General features: G+C 72.5%; 15 protein-coding genes. 11 read left to right on the top strand and 4 right to left on the bottom strand.

The features are described 5' to 3' along the window. Nucleotides 1–74: 74 nt before the first annotated feature. From OG956_RS26965 to OG956_RS26980, 4 genes are all read right to left on the bottom strand, one after another. Nucleotides 75–2,459: a transglutaminase TgpA family protein gene (locus OG956_RS26965; RefSeq protein WP_330340584.1), complete on the bottom strand. Its 2,385-nt coding sequence runs from the start codon at nucleotides 2,457–2,459 to the stop codon at nucleotides 75–77. Next, on the bottom strand, nucleotides 2,456–3,817 hold the full coding sequence (locus OG956_RS26970) for a DUF58 domain-containing protein (RefSeq protein ID WP_330340585.1): 1,362 nt from the start codon (nucleotides 3,815–3,817) through the stop codon (nucleotides 2,456–2,458). Before OG956_RS26970 ends, OG956_RS26965 begins: the two co-directional genes overlap by 4 nt. Further along, a complete protein-coding gene (locus OG956_RS26975; RefSeq protein ID WP_443065614.1) occupies nucleotides 3,817–4,893 on the bottom strand; it encodes an AAA family ATPase in 1,077 nt (358 codons plus the stop codon). The genes OG956_RS26970 and OG956_RS26975 overlap by 1 nt, the downstream gene beginning before the upstream one ends. A gap of 247 nt (nucleotides 4,894–5,140) precedes the next feature. Continuing rightward, on the bottom strand, nucleotides 5,141–5,689 hold the full coding sequence (locus OG956_RS26980; RefSeq protein WP_330340587.1) for a beta-class carbonic anhydrase: 549 nt from the start codon (nucleotides 5,687–5,689) through the stop codon (nucleotides 5,141–5,143). A 427-nt stretch (nucleotides 5,690–6,116) separates the two neighbouring features. On the opposite strand from OG956_RS26980, the gene rsmH reads away from it, so the two are divergent. The 11 genes from rsmH (at nucleotide 6,117) to ftsZ (ending at nucleotide 20,369) form a co-directional block, all read left to right on the top strand. Beyond that, the gene (gene rsmH / locus OG956_RS26985; protein ID WP_330340588.1) at nucleotides 6,117–7,121 is read left to right on the top strand and encodes a 16S rRNA (cytosine(1402)-N(4))-methyltransferase RsmH; all 1,005 of its coding nucleotides are present in this window, start codon (nucleotides 6,117–6,119) and stop codon (nucleotides 7,119–7,121) included. A 162-nt stretch (nucleotides 7,122–7,283) separates the two neighbouring features. Further along, nucleotides 7,284–7,922, top strand: coding sequence for a septum formation initiator family protein (locus OG956_RS26990; RefSeq protein WP_330340589.1), 639 nt, complete (start codon nucleotides 7,284–7,286; stop codon nucleotides 7,920–7,922). A 5-nt stretch (nucleotides 7,923–7,927) separates the two neighbouring features. Then, complete coding sequence (locus OG956_RS26995) at nucleotides 7,928–9,895, top strand: peptidoglycan D,D-transpeptidase FtsI family protein (RefSeq protein WP_330340590.1); 1,968 nt, start codon at nucleotides 7,928–7,930, stop codon at nucleotides 9,893–9,895. 163 nt (nucleotides 9,896–10,058) lie between these two features. Next, nucleotides 10,059–11,579, top strand: a complete 1,521-nt coding sequence (locus OG956_RS27000) for a UDP-N-acetylmuramoyl-L-alanyl-D-glutamate--2,6-diaminopimelate ligase (protein WP_330340591.1) — start codon at nucleotides 10,059–10,061, stop codon at nucleotides 11,577–11,579. Nucleotides 11,580–11,607: 28 nt separating this feature from the next. Then, a complete protein-coding gene (locus OG956_RS27005) occupies nucleotides 11,608–13,023 on the top strand; it encodes a UDP-N-acetylmuramoyl-tripeptide--D-alanyl-D-alanine ligase (protein ID WP_330340592.1) in 1,416 nt (471 codons plus the stop codon). After that, nucleotides 13,020–14,093, top strand: a complete 1,074-nt coding sequence (gene mraY, locus OG956_RS27010) for a phospho-N-acetylmuramoyl-pentapeptide-transferase (RefSeq protein ID WP_330340593.1) — start codon at nucleotides 13,020–13,022, stop codon at nucleotides 14,091–14,093. Before OG956_RS27005 ends, mraY begins: the two co-directional genes overlap by 4 nt. Next, on the top strand, nucleotides 14,075–15,517 hold the full coding sequence (gene murD, locus OG956_RS27015; protein WP_330340594.1) for a UDP-N-acetylmuramoyl-L-alanine--D-glutamate ligase: 1,443 nt from the start codon (nucleotides 14,075–14,077) through the stop codon (nucleotides 15,515–15,517). Before mraY ends, murD begins: the two co-directional genes overlap by 19 nt. 83 nt (nucleotides 15,518–15,600) lie before the next feature. Then, nucleotides 15,601–16,962 carry a putative lipid II flippase FtsW gene (ftsW, locus tag OG956_RS27020; protein WP_330340595.1) on the top strand — a complete coding sequence of 454 codons (1,362 nt, stop codon included), beginning with the start codon at nucleotides 15,601–15,603 and terminating at the stop codon, nucleotides 16,960–16,962. Nucleotides 16,963–16,968: 6 nt separating this feature from the next. Next, entirely contained in the window at nucleotides 16,969–18,057 is a 1,089-nt protein-coding gene (murG, locus tag OG956_RS27025) for an undecaprenyldiphospho-muramoylpentapeptide beta-N-acetylglucosaminyltransferase (RefSeq protein WP_330340596.1), read from the top strand. Between the two features lie 26 nt (nucleotides 18,058–18,083). Then, nucleotides 18,084–18,875: a cell division protein FtsQ/DivIB gene (locus OG956_RS27030; RefSeq protein WP_330340597.1), complete on the top strand. Its 792-nt coding sequence runs from the start codon at nucleotides 18,084–18,086 to the stop codon at nucleotides 18,873–18,875. Between the two features lie 279 nt (nucleotides 18,876–19,154). After that, nucleotides 19,155–20,369: a cell division protein FtsZ gene (gene ftsZ, locus OG956_RS27035; protein WP_330340598.1), complete on the top strand. Its 1,215-nt coding sequence runs from the start codon at nucleotides 19,155–19,157 to the stop codon at nucleotides 20,367–20,369. Nucleotides 20,370–20,386: the final 17 nt, after the last annotated feature.

Raw genomic sequence — 20,386 nt, forward strand, 5'->3', positions numbered from 1 at the left:
GGACGACGACGTCGACGGACACAGACAACGGGTGAGGGGCGGCCACCGCTGGTGGCCGCCCCTCACCCGTCGACTCAGCCCTGCTGCTGCGACGGCCGGCGCGGTGCGGGCCGGGCCCCCGCGAGCCGGGCCCTGAGCGCCGACCAGCGGGCCGACACCGCCCACAGCACCCGCACCGACGAGCGCGGCAGGAGCAGCGCCCGCAGCCGCGCGCCCGCGCTCACGCTGCCGCGCAGGCCCGCGACCACTCGGCGCACGTCCTCGGCGGCGCCCGCCGCCGGACGCGGCCGGGGCGCGTACAGGGCCTGCTCCACCGCGTCCGCGAGCCGGTGCACCGCGGCACCGGCCGCCGGATCCAGCCGGCCCAGCCCGGCGATCCGGGCCGCCGCCCGACGCGGGGTCAGCGACTCGTCGGGCGCGATGCCGTGGTCCCAGGCGCTGTCCGTCAACTCCTGCCAGGCCGCCAGGGTGTGCGCGACCGCGCCCTGTTCCGTCCGGGCGTGTCCGCCGAGCCGCACCGCACGCACCCGCAGCCGCCACAGCATCGGCGCCAGCGGAACCGCCAGGACCACCAGCGCGGCCAGACCGATCAGCAGAGACCACCACGGGCCCGCGCCACCGCCGCCGCTGTGCGGGGCCGCCGCCGCGGACGCGGTGTCACAGCCCTGCTCCCTGGCCAGGTCGGGCGCGCAGCTCTGGCCCTGCGAGGCCGTCGCCGAGGGCGCCGCGGACGCCTCGTGCGACGGCAGGTCCGGGTTGGGCAGCGAGGTCCCGGGCGTGTCCGACTGGGTGTACGACGGCATGGTGCCGCGGGTCGGGGTCGGCTCGAAGCGGGTCCAGCCCACGCCCTCGAAGTACAGCTCCGGCCAGGCGTGCGCGTCCTTCTGGCTCACCGTGACCGTGCCGTCGGCCTGCGGGGTGCCGGGCGCGAAGCCCACCGCGACCCGGGCCGGGATGCCGAGGGTGCGGGCCATCGCCGCCATGGCGAAGGAGAAGTGGACGCAGAAGCCCTCCTTCTTCTTCAGGAAGGTCGCGATGGCGTTCGGACCGCGGCCGACCTCCACCTGGGTGTCGTACTGGAAGCCGCCCGAGACCGCGAAGTAGTCCTGGAGCTTGACCGCCTGCTCGTAGTGGCTCCGGGCGCCCGCCGTGATCTGCCGGGCGGTCCTGGCCACCACCTTCGGCACCGAGGACGGCACCTTCGTGTACTCGCGCTCCAGGGCGGAGGGCGGCTCGGGCGCCGTGGCCAGCTGTGCCGCGGTCGGCTGCACGTCCAGGCTGGTCACCTGGTAGGTCTCGCCGCGGGTGGTCTGGCCGTGGTCGCCGACGAGCGTCATGCCGACCGGCTCGTAGCGCCAGCGGCCGCCGATCCTCACCCCGCTCGGCGGGTACGGCATCGGCAGCCAGTCCTGGGCGTACCAGTCCGCCGCCGAGACCGTCGTCGTCACCGTGGCCCGCTTGACGTCCCCGCCGAGACCGAGGGGGGTGGGGAACCGGTCCGGCACGCCGACGATGTGCCGCTGGGCCGGCTTCCACGTGGTGCCGTCGAAGTCGTCCAGGGACACTATGCGCAGATACAGGTCCGAGATGTCGGTCGCACTGGTCCTCAGGGACAGCACCTGGCGGTCGGTGTTCGTGTTCAGACTGTCGCGCAGGGACACCAGGGGGTTGACCGCGGAGATCGTGCCGCCGTTGCCGTCGCCCGCTCCCACGCCCGTGCCGGCGGCGTCCAGCAGGCCTCCCTGCATCGCGGGCAGGGCGAGCGGCACCACCAGGGCCGCGCCGAGCGCGAGCGCGCCGATCCGGCGTCCGGTGCGCACCGGGGCCACCGCGCCGCTCTCCGCGGTACCCGCGGAGCGGGGCGCGCCGCCGAAGACCCGGCCCCACTGCGCCAGCCGGTCCCGGCCCTCCGCGAGCAGCAGCATCAGATAACCGGCCGCCGCCACCAGGAACCACAGCCAGTCCGCCCCGCCACCGGACAGCCCGGCGGCCACCGAGTACAGCGCGAGCAGCGGCAGCCCGGCCGGGGCGGCGCTGCGGAAGGTCACCGCGAGCGTGTCCACCAGCAGACCGATCAGCAGCACCCCGCCGATCAGCATCAGCTTGATGCCGTCGGTCAGCGGCGCCGGTATCGCGTACTCGCTGACGTCGTTCGATCCCTGCTGGAGCAGGTCGCCGAAGTGCCGGAAGGCGTCCGGGCCCGGCAGCAGTCCGACGACCGCGTGCTCCCGGGCGAAGACCAGGGTCAGCAGCACCAGCGTGACCAGCGCCTGGGCCAGCACCGTCATGGTCCGGCCCAGCGGCACCCGGCGGGCCGCCGCGCCCACCCCGCTCTGCACCGCCAGCAGCGGGACCAGCTGCAGCAGCCAGGTCGGCACGGCCACCAGGGGCAGCAGCGCGCAGGACGCCATCAGCGTGGCCGCCGCCGCGCACAGCGCCAGTCGTGCCCGCCCGTTCATCGCGCCGCCTCCCCGCTCATCGCGGCCAGGCCCGAACGCTCCCGGTCTGCCTGCTGCCACAGCGTGCCGAGCGCGCCGCCGCGCGGCACGCTCAGCGCGGTCCAGCCGGCCTCGCGCAGCATGCGCAGCCGCTCGGCGTGCGGATCGCCCGGCCGCGGCACGTCGCTCGCCTCCCGGGTCCAGGTGTCCGGGTCCAGCAGGAAGGCGACGGCGCCGCCGCTGCGCCGGCTCATCCTGGCGACCGTCGCCGCCTGCTCCTCGTCCAGGTCGCCCAGGAAGGCGATCAGCAGGCCCTCGTTGCCGCCGCGCAGCATGTCGTACGCCCGGGACAGGCCCGTGCCGTCGGAGTGGTCGATCACCGCGAGGGTGTCCATCATCAGCCCGGCCGCCTCCGCGGTGTCCTGGCCGGCGCCCGCGAACCCGTCGGCGCCCGCGCCGGGCACCATGCTGCCGCTGTCCGTCAACAGCCGCACCGAGAAGCCGCGTTCGAGCATGTGCACCAGCACCGAGGCGGCGCCGGAGACGGCCCACTCGAAGGCCGAGTCGGGGCCCGCGCCCTCGTAGGCGCCGCCCCGGGTGTCCAGCAGGACCGTGCACCTCGAGCGCCGGGGCTGCTCCTCGCGCCGCACCATCAGCTCGCCGTAGCGCGCGGTGGACCGCCAGTGCACCCGGCGCAGATCGTCGCCGTAGCGGTAGCCGCGCGGGATCACGTCGTCCTCGCCGGCCAGGGCCAGCGAGCGCTGCCGGCCGTCGCCGTACCCCTCGGCCTCTCCGCTGAAGCGGACCGGGAGCAGCGGCTCCACGCGCGGGATGACCGTGAGGGTGTCGAACGTGGAGAAGGAACGGGTCAGTTCGCACATCCCGAACGGGTCCGTCAGCCGCAGTTGCAGCGGGCCCAGCGGATAGCGGCCGCGCAGGTCGGAGCGGACCCGGTAGGACACCTCGCGGCGGCCGCCCGGCTCCACCCGGTCCAGCACGAACCGGGGGCGCGGCCCGAGGACGTACGGCACCCGGTCCTGGAGCATCAGCAGGCCGGTGGGCAGCCGGGAGACGTTGTCCATCCGCAGGTGCACCCGGGCCTCGCTGCCGGCGGGCACGCGCGCGGGGGAGAGCCGGCGGGTGCCGGCCACCCGGTAGCGCGTGCGGTAGACCACGGTCGCGCAGATCAGGGGCAGCGCGGCCAGCAGCAGGCCGACCCGCAGCAGATCCCGCTGGCCGAGGACGTACGCGCAGATCGCGGCGGCGATCCCGGCCGCCAGGAAGGAGCGGCCGCGGGTGGTCAGGCCCGCGAGGGCCGTGCGCACACCGCCCGCGTCCTCGCGGCCGGCCTCCGTCCGCCCGGTCCCCCCGGGGCCCATCACAGACTCCGCGGGGGCTGCTGGGGATACGCCGGAGCGCCCCGCCCGAGACCGCCGAAGCCGCTCGGCCGGCCCGGCGCGGCGGGCACCGGCGTCTGCTGGAGGATCTCCTGTACGACCTGCTCGGCCGTACGGCGGTTCAGCTGGGCCTGGGCGGTGGGCAGCAGGCGGTGCGCGAGGACGGCGACGGCGAGCGCCTGGACGTCGTCCGGCAGTGCGTACTCCCGGCCGTCCAGGGCCGCGGAGGCCTTCGCCGCGCGCAGCAGGTGCAGCGTCGCGCGCGGGGAGGCGCCGAGTCTGAGGTCGGGGTGCGTGCGGGTCGCGGCGACCAGCTCCACCGCGTACCGCCGGACGGGCTCGGCGACGTGCACCCCGCGCACCGCGTCGATCAGCTTCACGATCTCGTGGGCGTGCGCCACCGGCTGCAGGTCCTGGAGCGGGCTGACTCCGCCGTGGATGTCGAGCATCTGCAACTCGGCCTCCACGCTGGGGTAGCCGACGGAGACGCGGGCCATGAAGCGGTCGCGCTGGGCCTCGGGCAGCGGGTAGGTGCCCTCCATCTCGACCGGGTTCTGCGTGGCCACCACCATGAAGGGGCTGGGCAGTTCGTAGGTCTGCCCGTCGATGGTGACCTGGCGCTCCTCCATGGACTCCAGCAGCGCCGACTGGGTCTTGGGCGAGGCGCGGTTGATCTCGTCGCCGATCACGATCTGCGCGAAGACGGCGCCCGGCTTGAACTCGAAGTCCCGGCGCTGCTGGTCCCAGATGGACACCCCGGTGATGTCCGACGGCAGCAGGTCGGGCGTGAACTGGATGCGCCGCACCGAGCAGTCGATGGACCGCGCCAGGGCCTTGGCCAGCATCGTCTTGCCCACGCCGGGGACGTCCTCGATCAGCAGGTGCCCCTCGGCGAGCAGCACGGTCAGCGCGAGCCGTACGACCTCGGGCTTGCCCTCGATCACGCCCTCGACGGACGCGCGCACCCGCTCGACCGTGGCGGTCAGGTCATCCCCCACCCTCGAATACGCTCGGGCGGGGGCGCCCCCATGGCTCGCTGGATCGTCATAGGTCGACACCCGGCCCTCCTCGGCCCCGTACTTTCCGGGCCGACGCTGTCTGCGAAACCGGCCCACCCCGAAACACGGGCACCGCGCGGGAAAAGTTCCGCGCGACGCCACACCCCGCATTCTTGCTGCCGTTACCGATTCGTGTCACTCGCCTGTGGACAACTGCCCCCAGGATGTCGGTGTCACGTCCTTCTCGATCCCGGTTTCAGACGCAGGGTCGGCGGGATGTCTCCGGGGCGGCCGGCCGGTGCGCCGGTCAGGCCGGGTCGACCTCGCGCAGCAGACCCGTGCGCACGTCGAACACGAAACCGCGCACGTCGTCGGTGTGCAGCAGGAACGGCGAGGTGCGCACCCGCTGCATGGACTGGCGGACGTCCTGGTCGACGTCCCGGAAGGCCTCCACCGCCCAGGCCGGCCGCTGGCCGACCTCCATCTCCAGGTCGTGCCGGAAGTCCTCGGTGATGGACTCCATGCCGCAGCCGGTGTGGTGGATGAGGACCACGCTGCGGGTGCCGAGCGCGCGCTGGCTGATGGTCAGGGAGCGGATCACGTCGTCGGTGACCACACCGCCCGCGTTGCGGATGGTGTGACAGTCGCCGAGCTGCAGGCCGAGCGCCTTGTGCAGGTCGAGGCGGGCGTCCATGCAGGCCACGACCGCGACCTTGAGTACGGGGCGGGCGTCCATGCCCGGGTCGGTGAACTCGGCGGCGTACGCCTGGTTCGCCGCGACCAGGCGGTCCGTCACGGTGCCGCCCTCGGTTATGGCGCCTTCGGATCCAGTGGGAGCTGCTGCGGAAGTCGTCATACCCCTGACGTTACTGGTCACCGCCCGTACCGTCGCCCGGTGAGAGCGGGACAAAAAACGTCATCGCGGCGTGTTGTGAGCCAATCCACAGGCAGGGCAAACCTGCTCCGAGCGGGTGAACACCGCCGAATCCCGGCTCCCGCCCCGATGCGCCAGGCGACGCGCAGGCCGGTTGATTGACCGCGAGACACGGTGGACTAAAGTGGCGCGAAGCGGGAGGCGCGGCTCTCCCTGCTGGTGAAACCCCCGGAGACCCCGGCTCGCCCCCGGACCGTCTCCCCACGTGCGCGGCGCGTACGTACGGCTCGGCCTCCTCCCGCTCCCGGTCCGGCTGACGCTTCCGGCGCCGGCAGGCCTTTCCTCGACGAGCTGGCGGGGACCCGGCGGTGCGTGCGGCCCGCGCCGGACGACGAGAGGCCCCCAGACGATGAACGAGCGCGAAGCGCTTCCGCGTGACAGCGGTGGTGGGCGACAGGAGGGACAGGACCGGCACGTCCCGGTGATGCTCCAGCGGTGCCTGGACCTGCTGGCGCCCGCCCTGGAGCGCCCGGGAGCGGTGGTCGTCGACTGCACCCTCGGCCTCGGCGGACACAGCGAAGGGCTGCTGGCCCGGTTCCCCGAGGCCCGGCTGATCGGCCTCGACCGGGACAAGGAGGCGCTGCGGCTGTCCGGCGAGCGGCTGGCGCCCTACGGCGAGCGCGCCACCCTCGTGCACGCCGTCTACGACGAACTGCCCGAGGTGCTGCGCCGGCTCCGCATCGCGCGCGTGCAGGGCGTCCTGTTCGACCTCGGGGTCTCCTCCATGCAGCTGGACGAGGCCGAGCGCGGCTTCGCCTACGCCCAGGACGCGCCCCTGGACATGCGGATGGACCAGACGACCGGCATCAGCGCCGCCGAGGTCCTCAACACCTACCCGGCGGGCGAACTCGTGCGGATCCTGCGCGCGTACGGCGAGGAGAAGCAGGCCAAGCGGATCGTGTCCGCGATCGTGCGCGAGCGCGAGAAGGAGCCGTTCAGCAACAGCGCGCGGCTGGTGGAGCTGATCCGGGACGCGCTGCCGCAGGCCGCCAAGCGCACCGGCGGAAACCCGGCCAAGCGCACCTTCCAGGCGCTGCGCATCGAGGTCAACGGCGAACTGTCCGTCCTGGAGCGGGCGATCCCGGCCGCGGTGAAGGCCCTGGACGTCGGCGGCCGCATCGCCGTCCTGTCGTACCACTCGCTGGAGGACCGTCTGGTCAAGCACGTCTTCGCGGCCGGCGCGGCCTCCACCGCACCCCCCGGCCTCCCGGTCGTGCCGGAGCGCTACCAGCCGCGGCTCAAGCTGCTCACCCGGGGTGCCGAACTTCCCACCGAGGAAGAGGTCGCCGAGAACCGCCGGGCCGCCCCGGCCAGGCTGCGCGGCGCGGAACGCATCAGGGAGGACGCCGAGTGACCGAGACGGGCCGGTTGGATTCCCGGACCGACGGGGGGAGCCGCGCGGACCTCCCGCCCGCCCGGGGCGCCTGCGCGGGGTCCCGGCCGGGCCGGGGGCGTCGGCAGGACTGCCGGGCACGACGGGGAGGCCGTGCGGGCTTCCGGATCCGCCGGGGGAGCCGTGCGTAGGAAACCCCAGCTGAGGGGGCGCGCCGCCCGGCTCGCGCGGCTCCTCCCGGCCGGCCGGGCCCGGGCCGCCCGCACCCCGTTCGTGCTGCTCGTCGTCCTGCTCCTCGGCGGCGGCCTGATCGGGCTGCTGATGCTCAACTCCGCGCTCAGCGAAGGGTCGTTCAAGCTCGCCGACCTGCAGAAGCAGACGAAGAACCTCACCGACGAGGAACAGGCGCTGCAGCGCGACATCGACGCCTACTCGTCCCCCGACGCCCTCCAGCGCCGCGCCCGCCAGCTCGGCATGGTCCCCGGCGGCGACCCGGTCTTCCTCGGCCCCGACGGCAGGGTCAAGGGCGTCCCGAGCCCCGCCCCCGAGTCCGCCGCCTTCACCGACCCGGTCCCGCCCGAGGTCCTGACCCCGGCCCCCGGCCCGTCCGCGGCCACGCCCGGCGCCCCCGGCCCGGCCCTGTCCGGCGTCCCGGCCCCGGCGACACCCGGCGCCCCCGCCGCGGCCACGGCCGGCGCCGCCACACCGCCCCAGGGCCTGTCCCAGCCCGCCCCCTCGGTCTCCGCGGCGGCCGCCCCCCCGCCCCCCGCCAGCTCCCAGCCCACCCCCACCCCCACCCCCACCCCGACCCCCGGCAGGTGACGGAAGTGTCCGACAGGGAACCGCCGCGCCGACGTGTGCCCGGGCCCGCCAGGCCGCCGCGGCCGAGGAGCGCCGCCGCGCGGCGGCAGCCCGTGCCCGGCGCCCGTCCGGCCCGGCGCCCGAGCGGGGCCCGGCCGATGACCGCGCCCCCGCTCCGGCTCGGCAGCCCCCGGCCCCGGCTGCGCATGGTCAGCCTCACGCTCACCCTGGTCCTGATCGCCTTCGTCGTACGGCTGCTGCAGGTGCAGGGCGTCGACGCGAGCGCGTACGCCGCGCGGGCCGAGCAGAACCGGTATGTCGTGCACACGCTGGCCGCCGAGCGCGGCGGGATCACCGACCGCAACGGCGTGGCCCTCGCCATCAGCCAGGACGCCTACGACATCACGGCCGACCCGACGATGTTCAGCAGGAAGCAGCTGAAGATCGGCGACGGCCCGGAGCAGGCCGCCGCGCTGCTCTCGCCGATCCTCGGGAAGAGCCAGGCCGACCTCGTGAGGAAGCTGCGGCCGAAGAACCCCGACTCCCGCTACGCCCGGCTCGCCACCCGGCAGACCCCGCAGGTCTGGAAGCAGATCAAGGACCTGAAGACCGCGCTCGCCGACAAGGCCGAGACCGACAGGAACACCGTCAACGTGCTCGCCGGCGTCTTCGCCGACCCCAGCAGCCAGCGCGTGTACCCCAACGGCGACCTCGCCGCCGGGATACTGGGCTGGGTCAACGCCGACGGCAAGGGCGGCGGCGGCATCGAGCAGGAGCTGAACAAGCAGCTCTCGGGGAAGGACGGCAAGATCCGCTACGCCCAGTCGGGCGGCCGCGAGGTGCCGACCGCGGGCTCCAACGAGACGCCCGCCGTGCCCGGTTCCGACGTCGAGCTGACCATCGACCGCGACATCCAGTGGGCCGCGCAGAACGCCATCACCGAGCAGGTGAAGAAGTCCAGGGCCGACCGCGGCTACGTCATCGTCCAGGACACCCGCACCGGCCAGATCCTGGCCATGGCCAACGCGCCCGGCTTCGACCCCAACGACCTGTCGAAGGCGGACGGCGCCGCCCTGGGCAACGCCGCCCTGCAGGACGCCTACGAGCCCGGCTCCACCGCCAAGGTGATGTCGATGGCGGCCGTGCTGGAGGAGAACGCGGCGACCCCGCTCACCCACGTCGTCGTACCCAACCGGCTGCACCGCGGCGACCGGCTCTTCTCCGACGACGTCGACCACGGCACCTGGTACCTCACGCTGAACGGCGTCCTCGCCAAGTCCAGCAACATCGGCACCATTCTGGCCACCGGCCAGCTGGGCAGGACGCAGCCCGAGGCCAACAAGGTCCTCTACTCGTACCTGCGCAGGTTCGGCATCGGCAGCTACACCGGGCTCGGCTTCCCCGGCGAGACGCCCGGCATCCTCGCGCCGTACCAGAAGTGGTCCACCTCGCAGCAGTACACGATTCCTTTCGGCCAGGGCTTCTCCCTCAACGCGATGCAGGCCGCCTCCGTGTACTCGACCATCGCCAACGGCGGGGTGCGGATCCAGCCGACCCTGGTGCGCGGCACCAAGGGCCCCGACGGGCGCTTCACCCCCGCGCCCCGGCCCAAGCAGACCCGCGTGGTCAGCGAGAAGACCGCCAGGACCCTGGCGCGGATGCTGGAGTCCGTGGTGGGCGACGAACAGGGCACCGGCGCCAAGGCGCGCATCCCCGGCTACAACGTCGCCGGCAAGACCGGCACGGCCAACCGCGTGGATCCGGCCACCGGCCGGTACCACGGCTACACGTCGTCGTTCGCCGGTTTCGCACCCGCCGACAACCCCCGGATCACCGTCTACTGCGCCATCCAGAACGCCACCTCGGGCAGCTACTTCGGCGGCCAGATCTGCGGCCCCATCTACAAGCAGGTGATGGAGTTCGCCCTGAAGACCCTCCAGGTGCCGCCGACCGGCGCGCCGGCCGCGAACCTGCCCGTCGACTACAAGCCCTGATCAGCACCGGAACACCAGGAACGAACCCGTGACGACGATCACCCCGGACCCCGGGAACCAAGGCGCCCGCAGCCCCTCGCTTCGCTCCGGACGGGGTACTCCCGGTACGCTCACCGCCGTGCCACACGCTGATCAGTCCCAAACCACCCAGAAAGGCGCTTCCGTGACATACCCGGGACCGCCCCGACCGGTCGAGGTCTCCGCCACACCCCTCGCGGAACTGGCCGATCAGCTGGGTGCCGCCGCTCCGGAGACCGACGCCGGGATCACGGGGATCACCCACGACTCGCGCGCCGTCCGCCCCGGCGACCTGTACGCCGCCCTCCCGGGCGCCCGCCTGCACGGCGCCGACTTCGCCACCCAGGCCGCCGGCCTCGGCGCGGCCGCCGTGCTCACCGACCCGGCGGGCGTCGAGCGCGCCGCCGCGACCGGACTGCCGGTCCTGGTCGTCGACGACCCGCGCGGGCGGATGGGCGAGCTGGCGGCGACGATCTACGGCCACCCGGGCCGCGACCTGCTGCAGATCGGCATCACCGGCACCTCCGGCAAGACCACCACCGCCTACCTCGTCGAGGGCGGGCTCAGGACCGCGAAGTCCACCGGTCTCGTCGGCACGGTCGAGATGCGCATCGGCGAGGAGCGCATCAAGTCCGAGCGCACCACCCCCGAGGCCACCGACCTGCAGGCCCTGTTCGCCGTCATGCGCGAGCGCGGCGTCGAGGCGGTCGCCATGGAGGTCTCCAGCCACGCCCTGGTCCTCGGCCGGGTCGACGGCTGCGTCTTCGACGTCGCCGTGTTCACCAACCTCAGCCCGGAGCACATGGAGTTCCACTCCGACATGGAGGACTACTTCCGGGCCAAGGCGCAGCTGTTCACGCCGGAGCGCAGCAGACTCGGTGTGGTCAACGCCGACGACGAGTACGGCCGCCGGCTGGTCCGGGAAGCCACCGTGCCGGTCGTCACCTACTCCGCCGAGGGCCACCCCGACGCCGACTGGCGCGCCGAGCACGTCCAGGTCGGCCCCATGGACTCGACGTTCACCGTGCTCGGCCCGAACGGCGAGCGGATCCAGGCCAAGTCGCCGCTGCCGGGCCCCTTCAACGTGGCGAACACCCTCGCCGCCATCGTCGCCCTCGCCGCCGCCGGCCTCGACCCGCAGACCGCCGCCGACGGCGTCGCCGCCGTCCCGGGCGTCCCCGGCCGGCTGGAACGCGTCGACGCCGGGCAGCCCTACCTCGCGGTCGTGGACTACGCCCACAAGACCGACGCCGTCGAGTCCGTGCTCAAGGCGCTGCGCAAGGTCACCAAGGGCCGGCTGCACGTCGTCCTCGGCTGCGGCGGCGACCGCGACCGGACCAAGCGGGCCCCGATGGGCGCCGCCGTGGCCCGGCTCGCCGACACGGCCGTACTGACCTCCGACAACCCCCGCTCCGAGGACCCGCTCGCGATCCTCGCGACCATGCTCCAGGGCGCCGCCTCGGTGCCCGCGCACGAGCGCGGCGAGGTGCTCCTGTTCGAGGACCGGGCCGCCGCGATCGCCGCCGCCGTGGGGCGCGCCCGGGCCGGCGACACCGTGCTGGTCGCGGGCAAGGGCCACGAGCAGGGCCAGGACATCGCCGGCGTGGTCCGTCCCTTCGACGACCGCCAGGTGCTCCGCGAAGCCATCCAGAAGACCCAGGGATGAAAATCCCGAAGATCCAGGGGATGAACTTGTGATCGCCCTCTCCCTCGCCGAGATCGCAGCAGTCGTCGGCGGGCAGACGCACGACATACCGGACCCGTCCGTCCAGGTCACGGGACCGGTCGTCCGGGACTCCCGTGAAGTGACGCCCGGCAGCCTGTTCGTCGCCTTCGTCGGCGAACGCGTGGACGGCCACGACTTCGCCGCGCAGGTGATCGAGGCCGGTGCGGCCGCCGTACTGGCGTCCCGCCCGGTCGGCGTGCCCGCGATCGTGGTCGAGGACGTGCAGACCGCGCTCGGCGCCCTCGCCCGGCACGTCGTACGCCGGCTCGGCGCGACCCTCGTCGCCCTGACCGGCTCGGCGGGCAAGACCAGCACCAAGGACCTGATCGCCCAGGTCCTGCGGCGCAAGGCGCCGACGGTGTTCACGCCCGGCTCGCTCAACAACGAGATCGGGCTGCCGCTGACCGCCCTGTCCGCCACCGAGGAGACCCGCTTCCTGGTGCTGGAGATGGGCGCCCGCGGGATCGGCCACATCCGCTACCTCACCGAGCTGACCCCGCCGAGGGTCGGCCTGGTCCTGAACGTCGGCAGCGCCCACATCGGCGAGTTCGGCGGCCGGGAGCAGATCGCCCAGGCCAAGGGCGAGTTGGTGGAGGCGCTGCCCGCGGCCGACGAGGGCGGGGTCGCGGTCCTCAACGCCGACGACCCGCTGGTGCGGGCGATGGCCTCCCGTACCAAGGCGAAGGTGGTCCTTTTCGGAGAGTCGGCCGAAGCGGACGTACGCGCCGAGAACGTGCGACTCACGGACAGCGGACAGCCGTCCTTCAGGCTTCACACACCCTCCGGTGCAAGCGATGTGACCATGCGCCTGTACGGTGAGCACCACGTGTCGAACGCGCTCGCCGCGGCCGCCGTCGCCCATGAGCTGGGCATGTCCGGGGAAGAGATCGCCACCGCGCTCTCCGAGGCGGGCTCCCTCTCCCGCTGGCGCATGGAGGTCACCGAGCGCCCGGACGGCGTGACCATCGTCAACGACGCCTACAACGCCAACCCCGAGTCCATGCGGGCCGCCCTCCGGGCGCTCGCGGCCATGGGCAAGGGGCGCCGCACGTGGGCGGTGCTCGGCAAGATGGCCGAGCTGGGGGACGAGGCGCTCGCCGAGCACGACGCCGTCGGACGGCTCGCCGTCCGGCTCAACGTCAGCAAGCTCGTCGCCGTCGGGGGGATTGAGGCCTCCTGGCTGCAACTGGGCGCATATAACGAGGGTTCGTGGGGTGAGGAGTCGGTGCACGTGTCCGACGCACAGGCGGCGATCGACCTGTTGCGCAGCGAGTTGCGCCCGGGGGACGTCGTGCTCGTGAAGGCGTCCCGTTCGGTGGGTCTGGAGAGCGTTGCCCAGGCGCTCGCCGAGACCGGTGCCGAGGGCGAGGTTGCCGCCCGATGATGAAGCAGATCCTGTTCTCAGGAGTCATTGGCCTCTTCCTGACGCTGATCGGCACCCCGCTGCTGATCAAGCTCCTGGCCCGCAAGGGCTACGGCCAGTACATCCGTGACGACGGACCGCGCGAGCACGCCAGCAAGCGCGGTACGCCGACCATGGGCGGTATCGCCTTCATCCTGGCGACCATCGCGGCGTACTTCCTGAGCAAGCTCATCACCGGTTACCCGCCCACCTACTCCGGGCTGCTGGTCCTCGGCCTGATGTTCGGCATGGGCCTGGTCGGCTTCCTCGACGACTACATCAAGATCGTCAAGCGGCGTTCGCTGGGCCTGCGGGCCAAGGCGAAGATGGCCGGCCAGCTGATCGTCGGCATCGCCTTCGCGGTGCTGTCGCTGATGTTCTCCGACGCGCGCGGCAACACCCCGGCCTCCACCAAGCTGTCCTTCATCACCGACTTCGGCTGGTCGATCGGCCCGGTGCTGTTCGTGATCTGGGCGCTGTTCATGATCCTCGCGATGTCGAACGGCGTGAACCTCACCGACGGCCTGGACGGCCTGGCCACCGGCGCCTCCGTGCTCGTCTTCGGCGCCTACACGTTCATCGGCGTCTGGCAGTTCCAGGAGTCCTGCGCCAACGCGCAGACCCTGACCAACCCGGCCGCCTGCTACGAGGTGCGCGACCCGCTCGACCTCGCGGTGATCGCCTCCGCGCTGATGGGCGCCTGCCTGGGCTTCCTGTGGTGGAACACCTCGCCGGCGAAGATCTTCATGGGCGACACCGGTTCGCTCGCCCTCGGCGGCGTCCTCACCGGTCTGGCCATCCTCTCCCGCACGGAGCTGCTGCTGGCCATCATGGGCGGCCTGTTCGTCCTCATCACCATGTCGGTCGTCATCCAGGTCGGCTCCTTCCGGCTCACCGGCAAGCGCGTCTTCCGGATGGCGCCGCTCCAGCACCACTTCGAACTCAAGGGCTGGTCCGAAGTCCTGGTGGTGGTCCGCTTCTGGATCATCCAGGGCATCTGTGTCATCGTCGGACTGGGCCTCTTCTACGCAGGATGGGCAGCGGACAAGTGACCCCCACCTCGGAGCTCTCCGACTTCCAGGGCAAGCACGTCACCGTCGCCGGGCTCGGCGTCTCCGGCGTCCCGGCGGCGAAGGCGCTGCACGCGCGCGGGGCGATCGTCACGGTCGTCAACGACGGCGACGACGCACGCGCGCGTGAACAGGCCGCGGAGCTGAAGGCGCTCGGCATCGCCGTACGCCTGGGCGACGGCGCAACCCTGCCGGAGGGCACCGAGCTGATCGTCACCGCGCCCGGCTGGAAGCCCGACAAGCCGCTGTTCCAGGCGGCCGGGAAGGCCGGTGTGCCCGTCTGGGGCGACGTGGAGCTGGCCTGGCGGCTGCGCGGCCCCGGCGCGGCGCCCTGGCTCGCGGTCACGGGCACCAACGGCAAGACCACCACCGTCCAGATGCTCGCGTCGATCCTGAGGGCCGCCGGGCTGCGCACGGCCGCCGTAGGCAACATCGGCGTCTCCCTGCTGGACGCGGTCCTCGGCGAGGAGGAGTACGACGTCCTCGCCGTGGAGCTGTCCAGCTACCAGCTGCACTGGGCGCCCTCGCTGCGCGCCCACTCCGCGGCGGTCCTCAACCTCGCCCCGGACCACCTCGACTGGCACGGCTCCATGGAGGCGTACGCGCGCGACAAGGGCCGCATCTACGAAGGCAATCGGGTCGCCTGCGTCTACAACGCGGCCGACAAGCGCACCGAGGAGCTGGTGCGCGAGGCCGACGTCGAGGAGGGCTGCCGCGCCGTCGGCTTCACCCTCGGCACGCCCGCGCCCTCCCAACTCGGCGTCGTGGACGGCATCCTGGTCGACCGCGCCTTCGTGGAGAACCGGCAGAAGAACGCGCAGGAGCTGGCCGAGGTCTCCGACGTCAACCCGCCGGCCCCGCACAACATCGCCAACGCCCTTGCCGCGGCGGCCCTCGCGCGCGCCTTCGGGGTGCCCGCCAGGGCCGTACGCGAGGGCCTGCGGGCCTTCCGCCCGGACGCCCACCGCATCGCGCACGTCGCCGACGTCGACGGGGTGGCGTACGTGGACGACTCCAAGGCGACCAACACCCATGCCGCCGAAGCCTCGTTGGCGGCATATGAACCGATCGTATGGATTGCGGGCGGCCTGGCGAAGGGCGCGACCTTCGACGAGCTGGTCGCCAAGTCGGCCAGGCGGCTGCGCGGCGCCGTCCTGATCGGCGCCGATCGTGCCCTGATCCGTGACGCCCTCGCGCGACACGCGCCGGAAGTCCCCGTGGTCGACGTCGACCGGACCGACACTGGGGCGATGCTCCAGGCGGTGACGGAAGCGAAGCGGCTCGCACAGCCCGGCGACACGGTGCTGCTGGCCCCGGCCTGCGCCTCCATGGACATGTTCACCAACTACAACCAGCGCGGTGACGCGTTCGCGGCGGCGGTCCGCGAACTCGAAGCGGGCGCCTGACCGGGTCTCGGCCACACAGGGTGCTTCGGGACCCTCGAAGGAACGGGAGACTCGGATGTGGCTGAGGCCGGGAGGAGCCGGTGATGTCCGGTAGCCGTACAGGTCGTCCTCCGGCCGGGCGGGCCGTCAAGCGGCCCCCCGCGCCGCGCCTTCCGCGCGAGAACCCCGTACAGCGCCTCTACACCCGCGCCCGCCGGGCCTGGGACCGGCCGCTGACCGCCTACTACCTGATCGTCGGCGGCACCCTGCTGATCACCGTGCTGGGTCTGGTGATGGTCTACTCGGCCTCCCAGATCACCGCGCTGCAGCTCTCGCTGCCCGGGTCGTACTTCTTCCGCAAGCAGTTCCTCGCCGCGCTCATCGGCGGGGTGCTGCTGTTCGCGGCCTCCCGCATGCCGGTGAAGCTGCACCGGGCGCTCGCCTACCCGATCCTCGCCGCCGCCGTCTTCCTGATGGTCCTGGTGCAGATCCCCGGGATAGGGATGGCGGTCAACGGCAACCAGAACTGGATCTCCCTCGGCGGCTCGTTCCAGATCCAGCCCAGCGAGTTCGGCAAGCTGGCCCTGGTGCTGTGGGGCGCGGACCTGATCGCCCGCAAGCAGGAGAAGAAGCTGCTGACCCAGTGGAAGCACATGCTGGTGCCCCTGGTGCCGGTCGCCTTCCTGCTGCTCGGGCTGATCATGCTCGGCGGCGACATGGGCACGACGATCATCCTGACGGCGATCCTGTTCGGTCTGCTCTGGCTCGCGGGGGCGCCCACCCGGCTGTTCTCCGGGGTGCTGAGCGTCGCCGGGCTGCTCGCCGCGCTCGCCATCTGGTCCAGCCCGCACCGGCTGAACCGGCTCAGCTGCATCGCCGCCACCGACCCCGGCCCGAACGACATGTGCTGGCAGGGCGCGCACGGCATCTACGCCCTCGCCTCCGGCGGACTCTTCGGCTCCGGTCTTGGTGCGAGTGTGGAAAAATGGGGGCAACTCCCGGAAGCGCACACCGACTTCATCTTCGCCGTCACCGGTGAGGAACTGGGCCTGGCGGGGACGCTGTCGGTGCTCGCCCTCTTCGCGGCTCTAGGCTATGCGGGTATCCGCGTGGCCGGACGCACGGAGGACCCCTTCGTGAGGTACGCCGCGGGAGGCGTGACCACCTGGATCACCGCCCAGGCGGTGATCAACATCGGTGCGGTGCTCGGTCTGCTGCCGATCGCCGGCGTGCCCCTCCCGCTGTTCTCCTACGGAGGGTCCGCCCTGCTGCCGACCATGTTCGCCATCGGGCTGCTGATCGCCTTCGCGCGCGACGAGCCCGCTGCGCGGGCGGCGCTTGCGATGCGGCAACCTCGCTTTGGTAGAAAGCGGGGGACTGGGGGCTCCGGGTCCGGTCGGAGTCCCCGGAGATGGAACACGATGCGACGGCGTGCCTCGGCGGCGCGTCCGTCCGGAGAGCGGTGAATTTCGGTGCATGTCGTACTCGCCGGTGGGGGGACCGCCGGCCACATCGAGCCCGCGCTCGCCCTCGCGGACGCCCTGCGCAGGCAGGACCCGACCGTGGGGATCACGGCCCTGGGCACGGAGCGCGGCCTGGAGACCCGGCTCGTCCCCGAGCGCGGCTACGAACTCGCGCTGATCCCGGCGGTGCCGCTGCCCCGCAAGCCGACGCCCGAGCTGATCACCGTCCCGGGCCGGCTGCGCGGCACCATCAAGGCCGCCGAGCAGGTCCTGGAGCGCACCAAGGCGGACGTCGTGGTCGGTTTCGGCGGCTATGTCGCCCTGCCCGGCTATCTGGCCGCCAAGCGCCTCGGCGTGCCCATCGTGATCCACGAGGCCAACGCCCGCCCCGGCCTCGCCAACAAGATCGGCTCGCGGTACGCGGCCCGGGTCGCCGTCTCCACGCCGGACAGCAAGCTGCGCGACGCCCGCTACATCGGCATCCCGCTGCGCCGCTCCATCGCCACCCTGGACCGCGCCGCCGCGCGCCCGGAGGCCCGGCACCGCTTCGGCCTCGACCCGAACCTGCCCACGCTGCTGGTCTCCGGCGGCTCCCAGGGCGCCCGGCGGCTGAACGAGGTGACCCAGGCGGTCGCCCCCTGGCTCCAGCAGGCCGGCATCCAGATCCTGCACGCGGTCGGCCCGAAGAACGAACTGCCGCAGGTGCACCAGATGCCGGGAATGCCCCCCTATATCCCGGTAAGTTACCTGGACCGGATGGACCTCGCGTACGCCGCGGCCGACATGATGCTCTGCCGCGCGGGCGCGATGACCGTCGCCGAGCTCTCCGCCGTCGGGCTTCCGGCCGCGTACGTCCCGCTGCCCATCGGCAACGGCGAACAGCGGCTCAACGCCCAGCCGGTGGTGAAGGCCGGCGGCGGACTCCTGGTCGACGACGCGGAACTCACGCCCGAGTGGGTGCAGCAGAACGTCCTGCCCGTGCTCGCCGATCCGCACCGGCTGTACGAGATGTCCCGCGCCGCAAGCGAGTTCGGCCGCCGGGACGCCGACGAACTGCTCGTCGGCATGGTGTACGAGGCGATCGCCTCACGCCGTTAGGACCATATGACGAAGGGGCAGTGAGCGTGGCCGGACAGACGACCGCCGAGCGCGGTGAACGCCAGCAGGAGTCGTCCGGCCCGCCGCTCGCCCGCAGGCTCCGGCGGCCGCGCCTTCGTACGATCGTCATTCTGGCCGCAGTTGCCGTACTGCTGGGGGCCGGCGTCTGGGTGCTGTACGGCTCGTCCTGGGTGCGCGTCCGGCACGTCTCGGTGTCCGGCACGCGCGTGCTGACCCCCGCAGAGGTGCGCAGCGCGGCGGCCGTACCGGTCGGGGCGCCGATGATTTCCGTCGACACCGACCGCATCGAAGCCCGGCTTCGCCGGAAACTGCCCCGAATTGACACCGTTGACGTGGTCCGCGCCTGGCCCCGTGGAATCGGTCTGAAGGTGACCGAGCGCAGCCCGGTACTGCTGGTCCGAAAAGGGCGGAATTTCATCGAAGTCGACCACGAAGGTGTCCGGTTCGCCACGGTTTCGCGGGCGCCGGACGGTGTTCCCCTGCTGGAAATGTCCGTGTTCCGCACGGGTTCGGGCGCCGCGAGCTTCCGCCGCTTCGGCACCGGCCGGCTCGTGCGCGAGGCCGTCCAGGTCGCGGGCGACCTGCCGGCCGCGGTGGCGCGGGACACCCGGACCGTCCAAGTCCGTTCCTACGACGACATCTCGCTGGAGTTGGCCGGCGGCCGCACGGTGGCCTGGGGCAGCAGCGAGAACGGCCGCGCCAAGGCACGGACCCTCGCAGCTCTCATGAAAGCAGCTCCCGGCGCACGGCACTTGGATGTCAGCGTCCCCACCGCCCCGGCCTCTTCGGGGAGTTGACGCGCATCAGCGCAGGCCAGCACCCTGGTTGGGCACCGCTACGCCTGATCACATAGGGTGAAAAGAAAAACGGGAGGTTCGGCGTGTTCGTTGAACGGGCGCCACTTGTCGACTTAGTGTCCTGTTCAGAAGACTCCAGGGAACAGACACACTGGTAACCCTAAACTTCAGGGTTAGGGTTCGGGTCGGCGCTACGGACCGTCCCATTCGGCATCCGTCGTCCCCGCGCGGGGCACCGCACGGCGACGACAACGTAATTCGAGGCGAGAGGCCTTCGACGTGGCAGCACCGCAGAACTACCTCGCAGTCATCAAGGTCATCGGTGTCGGCGGCGGTGGTGTCAATGCCATCAACCGGATGATCGAGGTCGGTCTCAAGGGCGTCGAGTTCATCGCCATCAACACCGACGCACAGGCGCTGTTGATGAGCGACGCCGACGTCAAGCTGGACGTCGGCCGCGAACTCACCCGCGGACTCGGCGCCGGAGCCAACCCGGCCGTCGGCCGCAAGGCCGCCGAGGACCACCGCGAGGAGATCGAGGAGGTCCTCAAGGGGGCCGACATGGTCTTCGTGACGGCCGGTGAAGGCGGCGGCACCGGCACCGGCGGCGCGCCCGTCGTGGCCAACATCGCGCGCTCGCTGGGCGCCCTCACCATCGGCGTGGTCACGCGCCCGTTCACCTTCGAGGGACGGCGCCGCGCGAACCAGGCCGAGGACGGCATCGCCGAACTGCGCGAAGAGGTCGACACCCTCATCGTCATCCCCAACGACCGGCTGCTGTCCATCTCGGACCGCCAGGTCTCGGTCCTGGACGCCTTCAAGTCCGCCGACCAGGTCCTGCTCTCCGGTGTCCAGGGCATCACCGACCTCATCACCACCCCCGGTCTGATCAACCTCGACTTCGCCGACGTGAAGTCCGTCATGTCCGAGGCCGGTTCGGCCCTCATGGGCATCGGCTCCGCCCGCGGCGACGACCGCGCGGTGGCCGCGGCCGAGATGGCGATCTCCTCCCCGCTGCTGGAGGCGTCCATCGACGGCGCCCGCGGTGTGCTGCTCTCCATCTCCGGCGGCTCCGACCTCGGCCTGTTCGAGATCAACGAGGCCGCCCAGCTGGTCAGCGAGGCCGCCCACCCGGAGGCCAACATCATCTTCGGCGCGGTCATCGACGACGCCCTCGGCGACGAGGTGCGGGTCACCGTGATCGCGGCCGGCTTCGACGGCGGCCAGCCCCCGGCCCGCCGGGACAACGTCCTCGGCTCGTCCTCGGCCTCGGGGGGCGCCCGCCGAGAGGAGCCCACGCCGGTACGGCAGGCCGAGCCCAGCCGCCCGTCCTTCGGCTCGCTCGGCAGCGTCAAGCCCAAGGAGGACCCGGAGCCGGCGCCCGAGCCCGTGGCCGACATCCCGGCCCCCGCGCCGCCGGTCACCCCGGCGCCGCGTCCGGCCTACACGGACAGCGCGGCCGAGGAGCTGGACGTCCCGGACTTCCTCAAGTGATAAGACGGCGCGAGAGC

It is taken from the genome of Streptomyces sp. NBC_00557, from assembly GCF_036345995.1.
Classification (GTDB): Bacteria; Actinomycetota; Actinomycetes; order Streptomycetales; family Streptomycetaceae; genus Streptomyces.

Coding starts and splice junctions, on each gene's coding strand:
- OG956_RS26970 (WP_330340585.1), bottom strand. CDS start 3,817: ATGGGCCCCGGGGGGACCGGGCGGACGGAGGCCGGCCGCGAGGACGCG.
- OG956_RS26980 (WP_330340587.1), bottom strand. CDS start 5,689: ATGACGACTTCCGCAGCAGCTCCCACTGGATCCGAAGGCGCCATAACC.
- ftsW (WP_330340595.1), top strand. CDS start 15,601: ATGTCCGGTAGCCGTACAGGTCGTCCTCCGGCCGGGCGGGCCGTCAAG.
- OG956_RS26965 (WP_330340584.1), bottom strand. CDS start 2,459: ATGAACGGGCGGGCACGACTGGCGCTGTGCGCGGCGGCGGCCACGCTG.
- rsmH (WP_330340588.1), top strand. CDS start 6,117: ATGAACGAGCGCGAAGCGCTTCCGCGTGACAGCGGTGGTGGGCGACAG.
- mraY (WP_330340593.1), top strand. CDS start 13,020: ATGATGAAGCAGATCCTGTTCTCAGGAGTCATTGGCCTCTTCCTGACG.
- murD (WP_330340594.1), top strand. CDS start 14,075: ATGGGCAGCGGACAAGTGACCCCCACCTCGGAGCTCTCCGACTTCCAG.